The sequence below is a fragment of the Nocardia alni genome (assembly GCF_019038435.1).
Taxonomy (GTDB): domain Bacteria; phylum Actinomycetota; class Actinomycetes; order Mycobacteriales; family Mycobacteriaceae; genus Nocardia; species Nocardia alni.
In genome coordinates this window covers 37,695-54,385 of sequence record NZ_JAGPOX010000039.1, presented here as the reverse complement: position 1 = coordinate 54,385, position 16,691 = coordinate 37,695, and the positions used below count along the sequence as shown (strand labels likewise).

The 16,691-nt window shown below is 66.8% G+C and carries 17 protein-coding genes; 8 read left to right on the top strand and 9 right to left on the bottom strand.

Features of this window, described 5'->3' with window-relative positions; all coding sequences use genetic code 11:
• Window positions 1-6 precede the first annotated feature (6 nt).
• The 3 genes from JZ791_RS17125 to JZ791_RS17115 are packed head-to-tail and all read right to left on the bottom strand — an operon-like array spanning window position 7 to window position 2,795.
• A complete protein-coding gene (locus JZ791_RS17125; RefSeq protein ID WP_216896020.1) occupies window positions 7-777 on the bottom strand; it encodes an SDR family NAD(P)-dependent oxidoreductase in 771 nt (256 codons plus the stop codon).
• A gap of 10 nt (window positions 778-787) precedes the next feature.
• On the bottom strand, window positions 788-1,909 hold the full coding sequence (locus tag JZ791_RS17120; protein WP_438804530.1) for a sulfotransferase family protein: 1,122 nt from the start codon (window positions 1,907-1,909) through the stop codon (window positions 788-790).
• 13 nt (window positions 1,910-1,922) lie between these two features.
• On the bottom strand, window positions 1,923-2,795 hold the full coding sequence (locus JZ791_RS17115; RefSeq protein ID WP_254205836.1) for an SDR family NAD(P)-dependent oxidoreductase: 873 nt from the start codon (window positions 2,793-2,795) through the stop codon (window positions 1,923-1,925).
• 172 nt (window positions 2,796-2,967) lie between these two features.
• On the opposite strand from JZ791_RS17115, the gene JZ791_RS17110 reads away from it, so the two are divergent.
• Entirely contained in the window at window positions 2,968-3,942 is a 975-nt protein-coding gene (locus JZ791_RS17110) for a LysR family transcriptional regulator (protein WP_216896016.1), read from the top strand.
• 24 nt (window positions 3,943-3,966) lie between these two features.
• On the opposite strand, the gene JZ791_RS17105 is transcribed toward JZ791_RS17110, so the two are convergent.
• Both JZ791_RS17105 and JZ791_RS17100 read right to left on the bottom strand, forming a co-directional pair.
• Window positions 3,967-4,872, bottom strand: coding sequence for an LLM class F420-dependent oxidoreductase (locus tag JZ791_RS17105; RefSeq protein WP_216896014.1), 906 nt, complete (start codon window positions 4,870-4,872; stop codon window positions 3,967-3,969).
• A 169-nt stretch (window positions 4,873-5,041) separates the two neighbouring features.
• Window positions 5,042-6,217 carry an amidohydrolase family protein gene (locus tag JZ791_RS17100; RefSeq protein WP_216896012.1) on the bottom strand — a complete coding sequence of 392 codons (1,176 nt, stop codon included), beginning with the start codon at window positions 6,215-6,217 and terminating at the stop codon, window positions 5,042-5,044.
• A 235-nt stretch (window positions 6,218-6,452) separates the two neighbouring features.
• Between JZ791_RS17100 and JZ791_RS17095 the strand changes: the two genes are divergently transcribed.
• Complete coding sequence (locus JZ791_RS17095) at window positions 6,453-7,499, top strand: zinc-dependent alcohol dehydrogenase (RefSeq protein WP_216896042.1); 1,047 nt, start codon at window positions 6,453-6,455, stop codon at window positions 7,497-7,499.
• 163 nt (window positions 7,500-7,662) lie between these two features.
• Here JZ791_RS17095 and JZ791_RS17090 read toward each other — a convergent pair whose 3' ends face one another.
• The 4 genes from JZ791_RS17090 to JZ791_RS17075 all read right to left on the bottom strand — a co-directional run bounded on the left by JZ791_RS17090 (window position 7,663) and on the right by JZ791_RS17075 (window position 10,933).
• Window positions 7,663-8,727, bottom strand: a complete 1,065-nt coding sequence (locus JZ791_RS17090) for an aldo/keto reductase (protein WP_216896010.1) — start codon at window positions 8,725-8,727, stop codon at window positions 7,663-7,665.
• Between the two features lie 105 nt (window positions 8,728-8,832).
• Window positions 8,833-9,477, bottom strand: coding sequence for a response regulator transcription factor (locus JZ791_RS17085; protein WP_216896008.1), 645 nt, complete (start codon window positions 9,475-9,477; stop codon window positions 8,833-8,835).
• Window positions 9,465-10,628: a sensor histidine kinase gene (locus JZ791_RS17080; protein WP_216896007.1), complete on the bottom strand. Its 1,164-nt coding sequence runs from the start codon at window positions 10,626-10,628 to the stop codon at window positions 9,465-9,467. Before JZ791_RS17080 ends, JZ791_RS17085 begins: the two co-directional genes overlap by 13 nt.
• A 143-nt stretch (window positions 10,629-10,771) precedes the next feature.
• Window positions 10,772-10,933 carry a hypothetical protein gene (locus tag JZ791_RS17075; RefSeq protein WP_216896006.1) on the bottom strand — a complete coding sequence of 54 codons (162 nt, stop codon included), beginning with the start codon at window positions 10,931-10,933 and terminating at the stop codon, window positions 10,772-10,774.
• Between the two features lie 20 nt (window positions 10,934-10,953).
• Here JZ791_RS17075 and JZ791_RS17070 point away from each other — a divergent pair, with 20 nt between their 5' ends.
• From JZ791_RS17070 to JZ791_RS17045, 6 genes are all read left to right on the top strand, one after another.
• Window positions 10,954-11,148, top strand: a complete 195-nt coding sequence (locus JZ791_RS17070) for a ferredoxin (protein WP_216896004.1) — start codon at window positions 10,954-10,956, stop codon at window positions 11,146-11,148.
• A 23-nt stretch (window positions 11,149-11,171) separates the two neighbouring features.
• Window positions 11,172-12,395 carry a cytochrome P450 gene (locus JZ791_RS17065; protein WP_216896002.1) on the top strand — a complete coding sequence of 408 codons (1,224 nt, stop codon included), beginning with the start codon at window positions 11,172-11,174 and terminating at the stop codon, window positions 12,393-12,395.
• Window positions 12,396-12,424: 29 nt separating this feature from the next.
• Entirely contained in the window at window positions 12,425-13,255 is an 831-nt protein-coding gene (locus JZ791_RS17060; RefSeq protein WP_216896000.1) for an SDR family NAD(P)-dependent oxidoreductase, read from the top strand.
• Between the two features lie 16 nt (window positions 13,256-13,271).
• Window positions 13,272-14,720 (top strand): MFS transporter, encoded by a 1,449-nt coding sequence (locus tag JZ791_RS17055; protein WP_216895998.1) that lies wholly within the window; start codon window positions 13,272-13,274, stop codon window positions 14,718-14,720.
• A gap of 150 nt (window positions 14,721-14,870) precedes the next feature.
• Window positions 14,871-15,884 (top strand): Rpn family recombination-promoting nuclease/putative transposase, encoded by a 1,014-nt coding sequence (locus JZ791_RS17050; protein ID WP_216895996.1) that lies wholly within the window; start codon window positions 14,871-14,873, stop codon window positions 15,882-15,884.
• A 247-nt stretch (window positions 15,885-16,131) separates the two neighbouring features.
• Window positions 16,132-16,680 (top strand): NUDIX hydrolase, encoded by a 549-nt coding sequence (locus JZ791_RS17045; RefSeq protein WP_216895994.1) that lies wholly within the window; start codon window positions 16,132-16,134, stop codon window positions 16,678-16,680.
• Window positions 16,681-16,691 lie beyond the last annotated feature (11 nt).

The following is a 16,691-nucleotide window of genomic DNA, read 5'->3' as shown; positions in this document are numbered from 1 at the left end:
TCCGAATCACTGCCGCAGGTGGGAGCCGCCGCCGATGTACCAGGTCTGGCCGTTGATCCACTCGGCTTCGTCGGACAGCAGGAAGGAGACCACCGAGGCCAGATCGCTCGGCCGCCCCAACCGGGTGGTCCGGCCGTGGGTCACGAAGGCCTCCTGCAGCGCGGTGTCGTTCTGTTCGATCTGCAACTCGCCGATGACGTAGCCCGGCATGACGCAGTTGCTGCGGATTCCCTTGGCGCCCCAGTTGACCGCGACGTGGCGGGTCAGCTGATTGATCGCGGCCTTGGACGCGTTGTATGCCACGTGCATGGGATCGTTGCCCAGCGACCCGCCGGAGGAGGTGTTGACGATGCTCCCGCCGCCGTCGGCGAGCAGGTGCGGCAGCACCGTGCGAATGGTGCGCACGTAGCCGAACAGGTTGACCTCGAACGTGCGCTGCCACACGTCCATATCGGTGTCCAGCAGGGTGGTGTCGCGACCGAGATTGCTCGGGCGCAGATCCGCGCCGACGTTGTACAGCCCGTGCACCGCGCCGAACTCGTCGATGGTCCGCTGGACCAGATCCACGATCGACTTCTCGTCGGACAGATCGAATTCGACCGCGATGGCCCGCCCGCCCGCCGCGGCGATCCGCTCGGCGGTGGCCGTGGCTCCGGGAAGGTTGATGTCGCCGATCGCGACGAGCGCGCCCTCGGCGCCCAGCCGTTCGGCGGTGCCGCGGCCGATTCCGGTGGCGCCGCCCGCCACGATGACGACCTTGTCAGCCAGTCCTTGCATGGTTTCTCTTTCAGTGCGTGGTCCAGCGGCCGGCGTGTTCGACGTACTCGGCGAACATCGGCCGGACCTGGTCGATATCGATCCCGAACGCGGCCGGATCGGCGCGGTGGCTGGGTTCGCGCTCGGCTGCGGTCCGGGTCCACCAGCTGCGCATCCGGTTACCGAATTCGGCGCCGACGGGCTGGCCCAGCCAGGCGTACAGGCCCTCGACCTGTCCGATCGGATCGGATTGCATGGCGCGGAAGTCGATGTCGTAGAAGCGGTCGTCGGCACCGTCGTCCCGGAACCGCACGGCCCGCCGCACCCCGAGCGCGCAGTGCTCGACGTTGAGCCGGCCGATGTAGGGGCGGTCGATATGGTCGGTGAATCCACCGATGATGTCGGCGTACAGTTCGGCCACCGACAGCACGACGTCGGCCGGATCGCGATGGGTCATCACGTACCGGGCGTCGGGAAAGACCTTGTCGATGACGGTGAGGAACAGCACGTGCGCGGGACACTTGAGCCGCCACGGCCGGGTCGGCTCACCCCATTGCAGCAGTTTCATCACGCGGCGCTGGTACTCGAACGTGGAGGCCAGATCGGCGCGGCTCACCAGCCACTCGGAGTACGTGGGCACCTGGGCGAACGCCTGGAACAGATGGGATTTGAAGTCCAGGCCCATCAGTTCGAGGCATTCCATCGGGCCGTTCGCGTCGTCGACCGGGACGTGATACCGGGTCCCGATCATTTCCCCCTTGTCCGAGGGAATTCGGGGATCCGGCCCGGACACCGTGGACGGGGGCGGGCACGGTTGCGAGGATTCCCAGCGGCGCAGATACCGGGTATCGGGGTCCTGGGCCAGCAGTGCGGACAATGCCGTGGAGCCGGTGCGGGGTAAGCCCAGGCAGATCAGCGGCGGGACGATCGGCACGTCGTCTATTTCGGGGTGCCGACGGTACCAATCCTCGACCTGTAGGCGTTGCGACAGATAGGTGATCAGGCGCGAATATATCGCGTCCTCGCCCCGGGAATTCAACTGCGCCTCGGTGCGCAATGACTGTGCCAGGATTTCGAGACCCTCCCGGAAGGAATCATCGCCGAAATCGTGCAGGCCGGTCTTGGCGACCGCGGCCTCGATCAATTCGTTCATAACCGTCAACCGATCAATTCATCCATTGTCCGCCGGCCACATCAATAGTCTGGCCGCACATATAGTTGGCCGCATCGGACGCCAGAAAGGCGACCACATTCGCCACTTCCTCGGGCAGACAGGCGCGGCCGAGCTGTACCTGGGTAGTGATCGACTCGGCGATCGAATCGCGCCCGGCGCGCTGCATATCGTTCTGCGGGTCGAAGATCATCTGTTCCATATCGGGTTTCAGCATGATGCCGGGCCCCACGCCGAGCACGTTCACTCCGCGCGGCGCGAATTCGTGCGCGAGGTTGCGGGTGAACCCGATGACACCCGCTTTGCAGGAGTCGTAGACGACCAGGCCGCGGTGCTGGATCCGGCCGCCGACGGCCCCGATGTTGATGATCTTGCCCGACGCCTGGGGAAGCAGATGTTCCAGCGCGGCGTGGGCGCCGTACATCATCATGGTGAGGCTGCCCAGCACCGTCTGGTCGATCTGTTCCCTGGTATGTTTCTCGAACGGCCCGGCGTTCACCATGACCGGGTTGTTGACCATGATGTCCAACCCGCCCAACGCTTCTCGGCTCTCTCGTACCGCACGATGCACCTGATCCCAGTCGGACAGGTCGGCCAGGATCGGCACCGCGCGCACATCCCAGCGCTGCTCGATCTCCTTGGCGCGGCGCTCGACCTTCGCGAACGTCCGGCCGATCAGCGCCACGTCCGCGCCGAGTCCGGCGAAGCGATTCGCGATGGCCTGGCCGAGGCCGTCGCCGCCCGCGCCGGTGACGATCGCCCGGCGTCCGGACAGATCCATCAGCTCGGTCACGCGTTTGTCGATGGTGTGTCTCGGCAATCGATCCATACCCAGCATCTCGGACCAGTTCTGCTCCCGCGCATCCATGCCAGATCACCTTTCAAGGGTCATCGACGGGTGTGACGCCAGAGCGGCAAGGTATCCCCGTCGAGACTTTGCTGTCGCGTTAGTACTCTATGGCCGGGGGTTTTCCGGAATCCAATACCAATTTCGTCGATTCGTCATATCATTGCGTTATAGCGGATAGATTCGGATCGCGATGGACACACATAGACTCAAGTATTTCCTGCGTATTGCCGAGGAGGGGTCGATGACCCGGGCGGCGAGCGTGCTCGGAATAGCTCAACCCGCGTTGAGTCGTCAGATGCGGCTACTCGAGGAAAATCTCGGCGTCGTGCTCTTCCGGCGAACCTCGCGCGGTGTGGAACTCACCGAAGAGGGCGAGCGGTTTCGCGCGTCCACCGCCGCCCCGCTGCGTCAGCTGGAGCTCGCGTTCCATTACGCGGGCTCGCCGCTCGCGCGCATCGAGCGGGCGCTGCGTTTCGGCATGCATACCACGGTGGCGAACGTCGCGGGCACGGCGCTGGTGGGCGGGCTCAGCGCCGCATTCCCGCGGATGAGTTTCGATGTCACGGTCGGCAGTACGGATCATCTCGTGGAGGGCATGATCAAGGGCGCGATCGATACCGCGATCATCAATCCGGTTCCCGACGACCGGGTGTTCTACCGCGAGATGCTGGCCGAGGGGCTGGTCGTCGTCGGGGGGCCGACGACGGCGCTGCGGTCGGACCATCCGATCGAGTTCCTCGAACTCGCGCAGCTGCCGTTGGTGATGCCCGCCTCACCCACCGGGATCGGCAAGACCGTCGAGAACGCCGCACTCCGGCTGAAAACGACGATCGACTCGAGATTCGCCACCGATTCGCTACAGCTCGCCAAGGAACTCATCCACGCGGGCCACGCCTACGGCGTGTTGCCGGTGTCGGCCTGCGCCGCGGAGTTCCAGACGGGATGGCTGTGCTACGCGCCGTTGAGTCAGCCCGAACTGAGCCAGCAGTTCGGCGTGGCCGCCTCACGGCAGCTCGATCTGCCGCGTGAGGTCGCGACCAAGATCGGGGACGTGATCCGGGAGGAGGTCGCCCAGCTGACACGCTCGGGCGCATGGCCCGCGGTGTTCCTGTCCCCGAACCGGTGGAACCCTAATTTTCCGGACCAGCCTCCATCGTCCGGGTGAGAAAGTGGAGGCTGGGCGCGTCTGCTATCGGTTCAGATACGTCGAGCCGAAGGCGTCGATGAAATCGAAGGTGGCCGAGGCGGTTCCGGTACGGCTGGACACCACGATCCAGTCGACGCCGATCTTCTCCAGTTCCGCGAACGTCTCGCGATGCCGGTCGGCGTCCACGGCGGGTGATTGCATGTCCTGGCCACTGTAGGAATACACCAGATCGACATGTTCGGTGCGTCCGGCGGCCTCGGCCGCGGTGCGCACCTCGGCCATCCTGGCCCCGAGTTCGGCGATGCCGCCGAGGGCGGGAGTCCTTGCGGTGGAGCTCAATTGGGCGCCCCCGGACATGGGCATCCAGGCCTGCGCCCGGGCGGCGACGCGGCGGCGGGTCAGCGCCGAGTTGCCGCCGATCCAGATCGGGATCGGATCCTGGACCGGCAGCGGCCGGGCGACGATGTCGCGGGCGCTGAAATGACGGCCCGTATAGCTGAACGGCTCGCCGCGCCAGTGCAGCGGCAGCACGTCCAGCGCCTCGTCGAACAGCGCGTTGCGCTCCTCGAAATCGACTCCGAGAGCGTGATATTCGCCCTTCAGATACCCGGTGCCCAGGCCCAGGATCGCCCGCCCCTGCGACAGTCTGTCGAGCGTCGCCACCGCCTTCGCCAGCAGCAGGGGGTTGCGATACGGCGCGACCGCGAGATAGGTGAGCAGCCGCAGCCGTTCGGTCGCGCCGGCCACGAAGCCCAGCGCCACGAACGAATCGAGCGTCTGATGCCCGCCCGAGGCCAGCCATCGGGCGCCGGGTGCGGGGTGCTCGCTCAACGAGAACCCGTCGAATCCGGCCCGTTCCACCGCGATCGCGACCTCCCGGAGTTGCCCGGCGTCGAGCATGTCGCCGTCGTACCCGGTGACCTCCGGGTAGTGGAATATGAATCGCATCGTTGCCTCGAATTGTCGAAAGTGCGGGGCCACTACCTCAGCGGCCGTTCAGCCCGGCACCGCGTCGCCGCCTATCGGGGTCGGAAACCGCTGCGGTGCAAGCGGGTTCGCGCAGCACCCCGACAGGCGCGGCGTGGGCCGGGAATTCCCGGGTTGCGGTCCGTTCCGGCTAGACCTTCAGCAGCCGGGCCAGGTTACCGCCCATGATCAGGGCCTGATCCGCCTCGGACAGCTCCTTGATCTCGTTCACGTAGCGGGCGGGCTCGGCCAGGCCCTCGGGGTGCGGCCAGTCCGAACCGAACAGCACGTGATCGGCGCCGATGAGGCCGGACAGCTCGACCAGATCTTCCTCCCAGAACGGGCTGACGTAGATCTTCTTGATCATCTCGACCGGATCGCCCAGGAAGCCCTGCGGCGCCTTCTTGTAGATGCCGGCGAGATCGTCGATCAGGCCGGGCAGCCAGGCGGCGCCGTTCTCGATGACCGCGATCTTGAGCTCCGGGAACCGGAACAGCGCGCCGTGGCATACCCATGACGCCATCGCGTCGCGGATCGGCTGCCACTGGTTGACCATCTTGAAGGTGTTGGTGACGAACGGCAGCATCTCGCGCGCCACGCCGTCCCATTCGGAGGCGAAGCGGGCGTACCCGCTATCGGAGGAGTGCATCGTGACCAGCACGTCGAGCTCGACGACCCGCTTCCAGAACGGATCGAACTCCGGCACCGCGAACGAGCGCGGACCGCGCAGGCCGGGTACCGGGGCGGGCCGTACCAGGATGGCCTTGGCGCCGCGCTCGACGACCCACTCCAGCTCCTCGATGGCCTTGTCCACGATCGGCAGGCTCACCACCGGCACGGTGAAGATCCGCTCCTGGTAGTTGAACGACCAGGTCTCCTCCAGCCACTGGTTCAGCGCGTGCACGGCGGCGTGGATCAGCTCCGGATCGTCCTTCATCCGCTCTTCGATGAGGCTGGCCAGCGTGGGAAACATCAGCGCCCGGTCGATCTGCAGATCGTCCATGACCTTCAGGCGGGCGCCGGGCTCGCGGAAGGCGTCGGTGGCGCGGATCGGCTTGCCGAAGATCTCCCGCATGCTCTTGCCGTCGGGATTGCCGTTCTTGAAGTAGTCCTCCATCGCGCCCGGCGCGGCGACCACGTCGAAGGTGGGGTTGGGGATGTACTCGCTGATCTGGCCGAGGACCGCGATCTTGGTGCGGCCGTCGACCTCGACGTACTTGACCGCGTCCCGGTACTCCTTGGGGAGGAACTTGGTGAACGCCTCCTTGGTCTCGTACAGGTGGTTGTCGGCGTCGAACAGGGGATAGGGCAGGTCCCACTTGGGCATGTAAGTCTCCTTTGCTTCTGAGGAGAATCGTATTCTCCCGAATAAGGACGACGCAATACTGGTAAGGATTGCAAGGAAATACCCGCGCGAGCAGGCTCGTCGTGGTGTAGCTGGATACACCGGCGATCCGGGCCTGTACTCCCCGGTGGCAATCGCCCGGCAACGATACGGTGGGTTGACCGGTCCAGCTCCCGCGTCGAGGAGCGCCGAGAAAGGACGAACACCCATGTCGGCTATGAAGTCGGTTCAGACCGCGGGTTCCGGCGGTGTCGAGGTCGTCGAGGTCGCCCGGCCCGCCGTCGGCCCGCGCGACGCGCTGGTGCGCATCCGCGCCTGCGGAATCTGCGGCACCGACGTGACCTTCGTGCATATGGGCGGCATGCCCAAGGTGCTCGGACCGCAGGCCGAGGCGGTTACGCCCGATCAGCTGCGTCCGGTGGTACTGGGCCACGAACCGGCGGGTGAGGTGGTCGAGGTGGGCGCGCAGGTCACCGGGCTGAAGTCCGGCGACCACGTGGTGATCAACCCGCAGGGCGCACCTTCGGGCATCATCGGCTGCGGCGGCCCGCTGGGCGGGATGAGCGAATACCTGCTGATCCAGGATGCCGAGATCGGGAAAAGTGTTGCGGTGGTGCCGGACTCGCTGCCCTTCGAGGTCGCGGCGATGAACGAGCCGATGGCGGTGTCCCGGCACGCGGTGAACCGTTCCGGGGCCGGGGCCGGCGACAAGGCCCTGGTATTCGGCGCGGGCCCGATCGGCCTCGGCGCGGCGATCTGGCTGAAGCTGCGCGGCGTACACGTGGTCGTCGCCGACGTGATCCCGTCGCGGCTCGAGACCGCACTGGCCGTGGGCGTCGACGCGGTGATCGACTCCTCGTCCGAGGACGTCACCGCCCGCCTGCTCGAACTACACGGCGAGGGCCGCAACGCCCTGGGCGCGCCGCGTCCCGACACCGACGTCTACATCGATGCCGCCGGGGTGGCGGTGGTCGTCAATACCGCCCTGAACGCCGGGAAATGGGGAGCCAAACTCGTCACGGTCGCGGTGCACAAGAAGCCCGAACCGATCGACCTCGGTGCGATCCTGCGCAGCGAGATGACCATCGTCGGGTCTCAGGGATACCCCACCGAAATCTTCGAGATCACCCCCGAATTGGCCGAGCATGCCGAGCTTTTCGCGCGCCTGATCAGCCACCGCGTTCCGTTCGCGGAGGTGCACAAGGCTTTCGAACTCGCCTTGACCCCGGGGGCCGCGGAAAAGGTTGTCGTCACCTACGAGTGAGCCGAGTCGGCGCCATATTCCGGTACGACGGGGGCGGGGGATCGCTGTCACCGACCGCATGGCCGCAGTACAGGTGATCGATGCGCTCGCCCGATCCGGCCGCCATCCGCGCACGGTTACCGACTGCGGCTCGAGTCGATAACCGTGCGGGCGAATCCGGCCGTTACGCGGTGCGGCGGCGGCGCAGGAACGGGTCGGTCAGGGCTGGCGGCTGATAGCTCTGGTCGGCCCGGGAGATCGTCACGCCGGGCGGCACGATCTCATCGATCTTGTCCAGGATGTCGGTGGACAGCGTGACGTCCGCCGCGCCGATCTGGGACTCGAGATGCGCCAGGGTGCGCGGGCCGATGATCGGGGCGGTGACTGCCGGATGCTGTATCACGAACGCCAGCGCCAGGTGGATCAGCGGGAGACCGGCCTCGTCGGCCAGTGCGCCCAAGGCGTCGGCGGCGTCGAACTTACGCTGGTTATCCGGATTCGAGAGGTCGTATCGGGCCGGCATCCGGTTGCGGCGCTGGGAATCCGGCAGGTCCTTGTCCTTGCGGTAGCCCCCGGTGAGCCAGCCGCCGCTCAGCGGGCTCCACGGCAGCACTCCCATGCCGTACTCCTGGGCGACGGGCAGTACGTCCGCCTCGATCCCGCGCACCAGCAGCGAATAGGGCGGCTGCTCGGTCACGAATCGGCCGAGTCCGCGCCGCTCGCTCGTCCACTGGGCTTGCACCATCTGGTGGGCGGGGAAGGTCGACGAGCCGAAGGCGCGGATCTTGCCCTGGCGCTGCAGATCGGTGAGGGCGGCGAGGGTCTCCTCGACGTCGGTGTCCGGATCGGGGCGGTGTATCTGATAGAGGTCGATCCAGTCGGTGTTCAAGCGCCGCAGGCTGTTCTCGACCTCCTGGATGATCCAGCGGCGGGAGTTGCCGCGCTGGTTGGGATCACCCTTGGCGCCCGGGAGCGCGTCGGTCGGGAGGCCCATCTGGAAATGGACCTTGGTGGCCAGGACCACGTCGTCTCGTTTGCCGCCCGCCAGGGCCTTGCCGACGATGGTCTCCGATTCACCCTGAGAGTAGACGTCGGCGGTGTCGATGAAGTTGATGCCGGCGTCCAGGGCCGTATGGATGGTTTTGATACATGTCTCGTGGTCTGGCTCGCCCCAGGCGCCGAACATCATGGCGCCGAGGCACAGCGGACTGACTTGGATGCCTGTTCGTCCGAGGCTGCGATATTCCACAACCTCGAAGTCTAGGCGCGAACGTTGCCCGAGTACTCGATCTTGTCCGCACGAGCCGTCGGGACAGCACGATGCCGACCGGCACGACGCTCGATCCGGATCGCGTCACTCCTGGTTGAGGTAGGCCAGGACGGCGAGCACGCGGCGATGACCACTGTCGGTTGGCGGCAGGCCGAGTTTGAGGAAGACGTTGCCGATGTGTTTGGAGACCGCGCGTTCGGTGACGACGAGGGTCGCGGCGATGCCCGCGTTGTCGTGGCCGGCGGCCATCAGCGCGAGGACCTCGCGTTCGCGGGGGGTCAGCGAATCGAGGGGGGATCGCCTTGGGCGCGTGAGCAATTGGCTGACGACCTCGGGATCCAGGGCGGTGCCCCCGGCGGCGACCCGATCCAGGGCGTCGAGGAATTCGTCCACCCGGCCCACCCGATCCTTCAGCAGATAGCCGACACCGCTCGCGCCGCCGCCGAGAAGTTCTGTGGCATAGGACTGTTCGACATATTGCGACAGCACCAGGACCGGCAGCTCCGGCATCCGCGCGCGGGCCTCGAGCGCCGCCTGCAGGCCCTCGTCCCGGAATCCGGGCGGCATCCGCACGTCGAGAACCGCGATGTCGGGGTGGTGCTCGAGCAGCATCGGCATGATCTCCGGGCCGGTCCCGGCGATCGCGACCACCTCGTGCCCGGCCGAGGTGAGCAGCAGTACCAGCCCCTCGCGCAGCAGGGCGTTGTCCTCGGCGATCACCACACGCATGGGAGCTCCGCTTCGATCGTCGTCGGGCCCCCGGCGGGGCTGGTCAGGGTGAACGTACCGTCGAGGGCGGCGACTCGCCGCTGCATGCCGAGCAGGCCGGAACGATCGGCCGTCGGCTCGCCGAATTCCGCCCCGCCGCAACCATTGTCGCGGACGGTGACGTGTAGGCCCGCGGCGGTTCTGGCCAGGGTCACCTCGGCGCGGTCGCCGTGGCCGTGTTTGGCGGCGTTGGTCAGGGCCTCGGCGACCACGAAGTAGGCGGCCGCCTCCACGGCCGCGGGCGCGCGAGACCCTTCGTGCACGCCGTCGGTGTCGACGGTGGTGGCCACGGTGCTGTCGGCGGCCAGCGCACGGACCGCGCCGAGCAGACCGCGGTCGGTGAGGATCGGCGGATGGATGGTCCGCACCACGTGCCGCAGCTCGGCCAGCGCCTGCTGCGCCTGGTCCTGCGCCTGATCGAGCAGGGCCAGCGCGCCCTGCGGATCGGTCGCGCACGCCCGTTTGGCCAGGCCGATCCGCATCGAGAGGGCGACCAGCCTGGCCTGCGCGCCGTCGTGCAGGTCGCGCTCGATCCGGCGTAGTTCGGCGCCGTGCGCGGCGATCGCGCCGGCGCGGGTCGTGGTCAACTGCTCCACGCGCTCGGTGAGCCGGGCGCGCGGCGGCGGGGCCAGCAGTGTGCGAGACAGGCGGGCGTCCAGGTCGGCGAGGCGGGAGATCAGCGGCAGGACCACGGCGGGGCGTCGCAGCATCCCGCAGCCGATCCCGTCGACCACCAGCCCCACCGGCCACAGCGGGATCGCGAGGACCGCCAGCGCGCCGTACAGGTAGTAGGCGAGCAGCCAGCGCAGGTCCGCATAGGTGCACGGGTCGCGCACGGCGTTGCGGAACGCCGCGCGCAGCGGCGGGTCGAGCGGCAGATACGCCTCCGGTATCGGCCGCCCCGTCCATTTCGTGGTCATCCGGCGCTTGGACGAGGTGATCCGGCGCAGCAACAGAACGGTTTCCGGCAGTATCCCGATCCCGATCACCGTCACCGTCCCGGCCACGGCCAACAGGATCATGCTGATGAACAGATACATCGCGAAGCACAGCGCGATGGCATTGGCCAAATGCATCGAGGCCCGCGCCGCCTGCCGCACCGATACCAGCATGACCATCACAGTAATCCGGGAACGACAGGATTACGGGGGAGCCACGTGCACCGCCAGGGTGTAGCGGAATACACCGCCCCTTCGGGACCGCACCCCCTCGCGGCAACCGCCCGGCAACGAGATCGTTGAGATGTCGGAGTCCATCACATACCGAAGGCTCGCCGGCCGAGCGGCGGTTCGTCGCCCGTTACCGCCACGACGGCCGGGGCACCGGACTCGTCGGCTGCAACATGCCCGAGCAGGGCCGCCTGCGCCGCCAGGAAATCGTCCACGCCCGAGCGGCGCCGGCGCACTGAGCGATTCATTCGATACCCGAGGAGCCCCCGTGAAAGTGTTCGTAGACCAGGACAAGTGCGTCGCCTGCGGCCAGTGTGTGGCCGCCGCTCCCGAGGTCTTCGACCAGCGCGACGAGGACGGCATCGTCATCCTGCTCGACGAGAACCCGCCGTCCGAGCAGGACGGCGACGTCCGCGAGGCGGCCGGTGTCTGCCCTGCGCTCGTCATCACCTTCCAGGAATGACCAGTCCCGCGAAAGGAAAGACCATGACCGAGTCCACGATTGCCACGAAGCTGCCCGAATTCCCGGCCGCCCGGTCCGCGAGCTGCCCGTTCCACCCGCCCGCCGAACAGCGCGAACTGCTGGCGCGGGCGCCGCTGTCCCGGGTGCGTATCTGGGACGGCAGCACCCCCTGGCTGGTCACCGGCCATGCCGAACAGCGCGTCGTCCTGTCCGATCCGCGGGTCAGCGCCGACGAGCGGCTGCCGGGCTTCCCGCATCACAACCGGGGAATGGCCGAGACCATCGAGCACCGGCCCCCGACCATCTTCAACACCGACGCCCCCGAACACACCCGCTTCCGGCGCTTCATGACCTTCCCGTTCACGGTCAAGAAGGTGGAGGCGCTGCGCCCGATCATCCAGCAGATCACCGACGACCTCATCGACGAGATGCTGGCCGGGCCGAAGCCGGTCGACCTGGTACAGGTGCTCGCACTGCCGCTGCCGTCGCTGATGATCTGCGAGCTGCTCGGAGTTCCCTACGCGGACAAGGAATTCTTCCACGAGCACGCCGCCACCGCGGTGGACAGCAAGGCCACGTCCGAGCAGAACGCCGAGTCCAGCGGGGCGATCGTGGAATACCTGGCCGGGCTGATCACCGAGCGGATGAAAGAGCCCGGCGTGGGCTGGGTTTCGGACCTGGCCGAACGGGTGGACGCCGGTGAGCTCACCGTCCACGAGGCTGCGCAGATGGGTGTGGTGCTGCTCATCGCCGGGCACGAGACCAGCGCGAACATGATCGGCCTCGGAACCCTTGCACTGCTGGAGAATCCGGACCAGCTGGCGGTGTTCCGCGACAGCGACGACCCGAAGGCGATCACCGCCGGGGTCGAGGAGATGCTGCGCTACCTGTCCATCCCGCAGCACGGCCTGCGCCGGATCGCCGTGCAGGACATCGAGGTCGGCGGCCGGACGATCCGCGCGGGGGAGGGAATCATCACGCCGCTGCCGATCGCCAACTGGGATCCCTCGGTCTTTCCCGACCCCGAGCGGCTCGACCTGCACCGGCAGGCGCGCGCCCACCACGCCTTCGGCTTCGGTATCCACCAGTGCGTCGGGCAGCAGCTGGCACGGGTGGAGTTGCAGGTCGTCTACGGCACCCTCTATCGCCGCGTCCCCACCCTCCGGCTGGCCACCACGGCCGACCGGATCGAGTTCAAGCACGACATGTTCGCCTTCGGCGTTCACGAACTCCCGGTCACCTGGTAATCGGACCCTTTCGGAAAGGAAATACTGAAATGAACGAATTGAAGGGCAAAGTCGCGATAGTCACCGGCGGTGCGTCGGGCATCGGGCTGGCCTCGGCGGAGAAGTTCCTGGCACACGGCGCCCGCGTCGTCATCGCGGACATCAACGCCGAGGGTGGCGAATCCGCCGCCGCGGCACTGGGATCGAACGCCGCCTTCAAGACCGCCGACGTCTCCGATACCGGCCAGATCGGCGATCTGATCGACTTCACCGTCGATACGTTCGGCGGCCTGGACATCATGTTCAACAACGCCGGTATCCCGGCGGCCATGCGCTCGAGCTTCCTCGACGACGACCTGCACGATTTCCGGCACATCATGGACGTCGATCTGCTCGGCGTCATGCTCGGCACCCAGCACGCGGCTCGCTACATGGCCGAGCACGGCGGCGGCTCGATCATCAACACCACCTCCATCGGCGGTATCCAGGCCAGGCGCGGCCAAATGGCCTACCGCGCGGCCAAAGCGGGCGTGATCCACTTCACGAAGTGTGTTGCCATCGATCTGGCGGAGTACGGTATCCGTGTCAATTGCATTGCGCCCGGTGGCATTCCCACGAAAATCCTGTCCATAACCACCGCGCACCTGGCCGACCCGGACGAGGCCGTCCGTGAGCTGCGCGAGGTGATCAAGTCCATCCGGCCGCTGCCGCACGACGGCAACGCCGACGATATCGCCGAAGCCGCCCTCTATTTCGCGGGCGACCGCTCCGACTACATCACCGGCACGATCTTGCCCGTCGACGGCGGTATCGTCGCCGGCATGCCGCTGAACGCCATGGCGGATATCGAGAAGTCCTGCGCTACACCGATATCCGCATAATCAAGGAGAGACTCGAATGACCAAGCCCGATACCGCCGTACGCTCCGGCAGCGTCCTGGCGGTACTGGCATACACCGGCATCGTCGCATCGCTGATGCAGACGCTGGTGGTTCCGCTGCTGGGCCAGCTGCCGCAGATCCTGCATTCGTCGGCGGCGAACACCTCGTGGGTGGTCACCGTCACCCTGCTGGTCGGCGCGGTGGCGACACCGGTCGCCGGCCGGCTGGGCGACATGTACGGCAAACGGCGGATGGTGATCATCTCGACCATCCCGCTGATCGCCGGCTCGGCGCTCTGCGCGGTGGCGAGCTCGCTGGTGCCGATGATCGTCGGCCGCGGCCTCCAGGGGCTGGGATTCGGCGTGATCCCGCTGGCGATAGCCCTGTTGCGCGATGTGCTGCCGCCCGAGCGGCTGGGATCGGCGATCGCGCTGATCAGCTCGTCGCTGGGGATCGGCGGCGCGCTCGGCCTGCCGATATCGGCGGCCGTCACCGAATACAGCACCTGGCGGGTGCTGTTCTGGGTCGCCGCCGGGCTGGTGGCCGTGTCCACGGCGCTGATCATCGCCTTCGTCCCGGAAGGCATGTCCGAGGGGTCTTCCGGACGGTTCGATTTTCTCGGCGCGCTGGCGCTGGGCGTCGGGCTGGTTTCGACGCTGCTGGCCGTGTCCAAGGGTGCGAGCTGGGGTTGGACAAGTACGAGCGTGCTGAGTCTGTTCGCGGCCGCGCTGGTGGTGCTGCTGGCGTGGGGCTGGTGGGAGCTGCGGGTTGCGCCCGAACCGCTGGTCGATTTGCGGGTGACCGCCCGGCCACAGGTACTGGTCACCAACATCGCGTCCATCGCGGTCGGCGTGGGCATGTACGGGCTGCAACTCGCGGTCCCGCAGCTGCTGCAGCTTCCCCGGCGCCTCGGCTACGGCCTGGGCCAGTCGATGATGGCGATGGGCCTGTGGATGGCCCCGGCGGGCATCGTTATGATGCTGATCTCACCGGTCGGCGCCCGGTTGTCGGCCGCCAAGGGCCCGAAGTTCACCCTCGTCGTCGGCGGCCTGATCATGGCCGTGGGTTACGGCTCCGCACTGGGCCTGATGCACCACACCTGGGGCCTGCTGATCGTCAACGTCGTCAGCACCACCGGCGTCGCCTTCGCCTACGGCGCCATGCCGGCACTGATCATCGGAGGAGTTCCGCAGTCGGAAACCGCCGCCGCGAACAGCTTCAACCAACTGATGCGATCGGTCGGCACCTCGATCTCCTCGGCGGTGATCGGTGCGGTCCTGGCACAGATGACCATTACCGTTGGCGGGCACAACATTCCGACCGAGCGCGGCTTCCAGGTCGTCTTCGCGATCGGATGCGGCGTCTCGGTCGTCGCGGCGCTAATCTCCATGGCCATCCCGATTCGCGCGGCCGTGCGAGCGGAACCGGCCGCGGACACCGAGCCCGAGACCTCACCCGCCCGCTGAACGGCTGAGACTCGCCGGCCGTCGGGTCGGCGAAACACAGTGCCCTGGAACCGATGCCGGTCGGTTTCAGGGCACGGCCTCGGCGTGTTGCGGTGAAATGCCGTCCGGTTGTTTCGGTTTCGTGTTGGGTACGCGCTAGATTGCTGAATCATGGCCGAGACGCCGTCCACACCTTATGATTCGTTGTTCAAGCAGTTGATGAGCAACAAGGAGAACGCTGCTGCGGAGTTGCGTTCAGCGTTGTCGCCTGCGGCGGCGGCGCGGATCGATTGGCGCTGGCTCACACCGTATCCGGGCAGCTTCGTCCGACCGGACCTGCGGCAGCGGCACACCGACCTGATGCTGGAGACCCGGCTGATCGACGGCACCGAAGCGTTTCTGTACTGCCTGGTGGAGCACCAAAGCAGTCCCGATCCATTGATGCCCTATCGGCTCGATGAATACCGGCAGCGGTTCTGGAGCGCATGGCTGGACGAGCATCCTGGCGCCACCACGGTGCCAATGGTGATCTCGCTGGTGATGCACTGCAACCACGAGGGCCGCCGCTGGCATGTTCCGCTGGACCTGGCCGACCTGATCGACCTGGACGAGCAGAGCCGCGCTGCACTCGGAGAGCTGGTGCCGCGATCCCGGTATCTGGTCGATGATGTCAACCGGCTGGACAAACCGGCCATGCTGACCCTGCCCCAGCCCCCGGAACTACGGGTGTTGAAGGTGCTGTTGCGGTTCGGGCCGGGCAACCCGGCCCTGGTCGACCTGCTGACCCAGGACTACGGTCCCGACCTGAAGGCCTCGTTCAACGCCGCCGGCGGAGACAGGCGATTCGAGTACGTGATGGAGTATATTTTGTTTGTGACCGCTGGTTCGATCAGCGAGCATGATCTGGAACCGATATACGAGCTACTCGGCCCGGAAGCGAAGGAGATCGCCGTGACACTTGCCGAAAAGTACGAGGCTCGCGGCGAGGCGCGTGGTGAAGCTCGTGGTGAAGCTCGTGGTGAGGCCCGGGGTCGCGCAGAGGCGCTGCTCCAACTGTTGTGCGCGAAGTTCACCTCGCTGCCGACCGAGGTGGTCGAGACCGTGCGAGCCGCTGACATCACGCAGTTGCAGGCATGGACCGAGAGTGTGCTGGCAGGGGCCACCCTCGAGAGTGTCTTCGACTGACAATCGCTCGCGAGTTATGAACTGCCGCAGGTAATGTGGATCCTTCGGCGTCACCAGGGCATGCTGGGCGGTGTGATCACCCGGATGGCTGAGCTGTCGATCATCACCCCGATCAGGTAGGCCGCGGTCTCCCCGACACCTTGACGATCACCCGTTCGACTTCTTCTTTGCGACCTTTCGGTGGACACCGCGGTGTCGTTGGTGCGGTGATATCCACACAGACACCGGATGTCGGCACACGATGCTGTTGGATGCCGGGCAGATGACGGTAACGTTAACCCAGGCCTGCGTCGAGGCCGGTCTGACGGATGGGGTTGCTGTGCAAGATTTCAACGTGGTGCTGAGGCAGTCGATCGGTGAGTCGGCCTTGGCGGAGCTACAGGCGCGGGCGGACGAGGACGATGTCGCGTTGCGGCTCGGAGTGATCATCGAGCGCCGGGGGGAGGTGCTGCTGCTGGACCGGGCCGAGGTCGCGCCCGGGCGTTTGCTCATGCTGCCGGGCACGACGGTGAAATCCAAGGAGAGCCTGGCGGCGGCCGTCTACCGGGCCGTGTTGGAGGAGACCGGGCTGATCGTGACGGACATCAGTCGGTTCATCGGCAGCTTCGATTATCTGTCCAATGCCGGAACCCCCGTGCGCCGACTGCATTTCGCCGTCGATGTGGCGGCCGACCAGCCGATCCGGCTCAGCAACTATGCCCATTACGTGTGGCTGCCGCTGACCGGAGAACTGCCGGTGACGTCGTCGATTCGCGAGATTCTCACGACCTATCGCGACACTCCGGCGGGAGTTTGACGCCTGACGGG

Coding starts and splice junctions, on each gene's coding strand:
- JZ791_RS17125 (WP_216896020.1), bottom strand. CDS start 777: ATGCAAGGACTGGCTGACAAGGTCGTCATCGTGGCGGGCGGCGCCACC.
- JZ791_RS17120 (WP_438804530.1), bottom strand. CDS start 1,909: ATGAACGAATTGATCGAGGCCGCGGTCGCCAAGACCGGCCTGCACGAT.
- JZ791_RS17115 (WP_254205836.1), bottom strand. CDS start 2,795: ATGGATGCGCGGGAGCAGAACTGGTCCGAGATGCTGGGTATGGATCGA.
- JZ791_RS17110 (WP_216896016.1), top strand. CDS start 2,968: ATGGACACACATAGACTCAAGTATTTCCTGCGTATTGCCGAGGAGGGG.
- JZ791_RS17105 (WP_216896014.1), bottom strand. CDS start 4,872: ATGCGATTCATATTCCACTACCCGGAGGTCACCGGGTACGACGGCGAC.
- JZ791_RS17100 (WP_216896012.1), bottom strand. CDS start 6,217: ATGCCCAAGTGGGACCTGCCCTATCCCCTGTTCGACGCCGACAACCAC.
- JZ791_RS17095 (WP_216896042.1), top strand. CDS start 6,453: ATGAAGTCGGTTCAGACCGCGGGTTCCGGCGGTGTCGAGGTCGTCGAG.
- JZ791_RS17085 (WP_216896008.1), bottom strand. CDS start 9,477: ATGCGTGTGGTGATCGCCGAGGACAACGCCCTGCTGCGCGAGGGGCTG.
- JZ791_RS17080 (WP_216896007.1), bottom strand. CDS start 10,628: ATGCTGGTATCGGTGCGGCAGGCGGCGCGGGCCTCGATGCATTTGGCC.
- JZ791_RS17075 (WP_216896006.1), bottom strand. CDS start 10,933: ATGAATCGCTCAGTGCGCCGGCGCCGCTCGGGCGTGGACGATTTCCTG.
- JZ791_RS17065 (WP_216896002.1), top strand. CDS start 11,172: ATGACCGAGTCCACGATTGCCACGAAGCTGCCCGAATTCCCGGCCGCC.
- JZ791_RS17060 (WP_216896000.1), top strand. CDS start 12,425: ATGAACGAATTGAAGGGCAAAGTCGCGATAGTCACCGGCGGTGCGTCG.
- JZ791_RS17055 (WP_216895998.1), top strand. CDS start 13,272: ATGACCAAGCCCGATACCGCCGTACGCTCCGGCAGCGTCCTGGCGGTA.
- JZ791_RS17050 (WP_216895996.1), top strand. CDS start 14,871: ATGGCCGAGACGCCGTCCACACCTTATGATTCGTTGTTCAAGCAGTTG.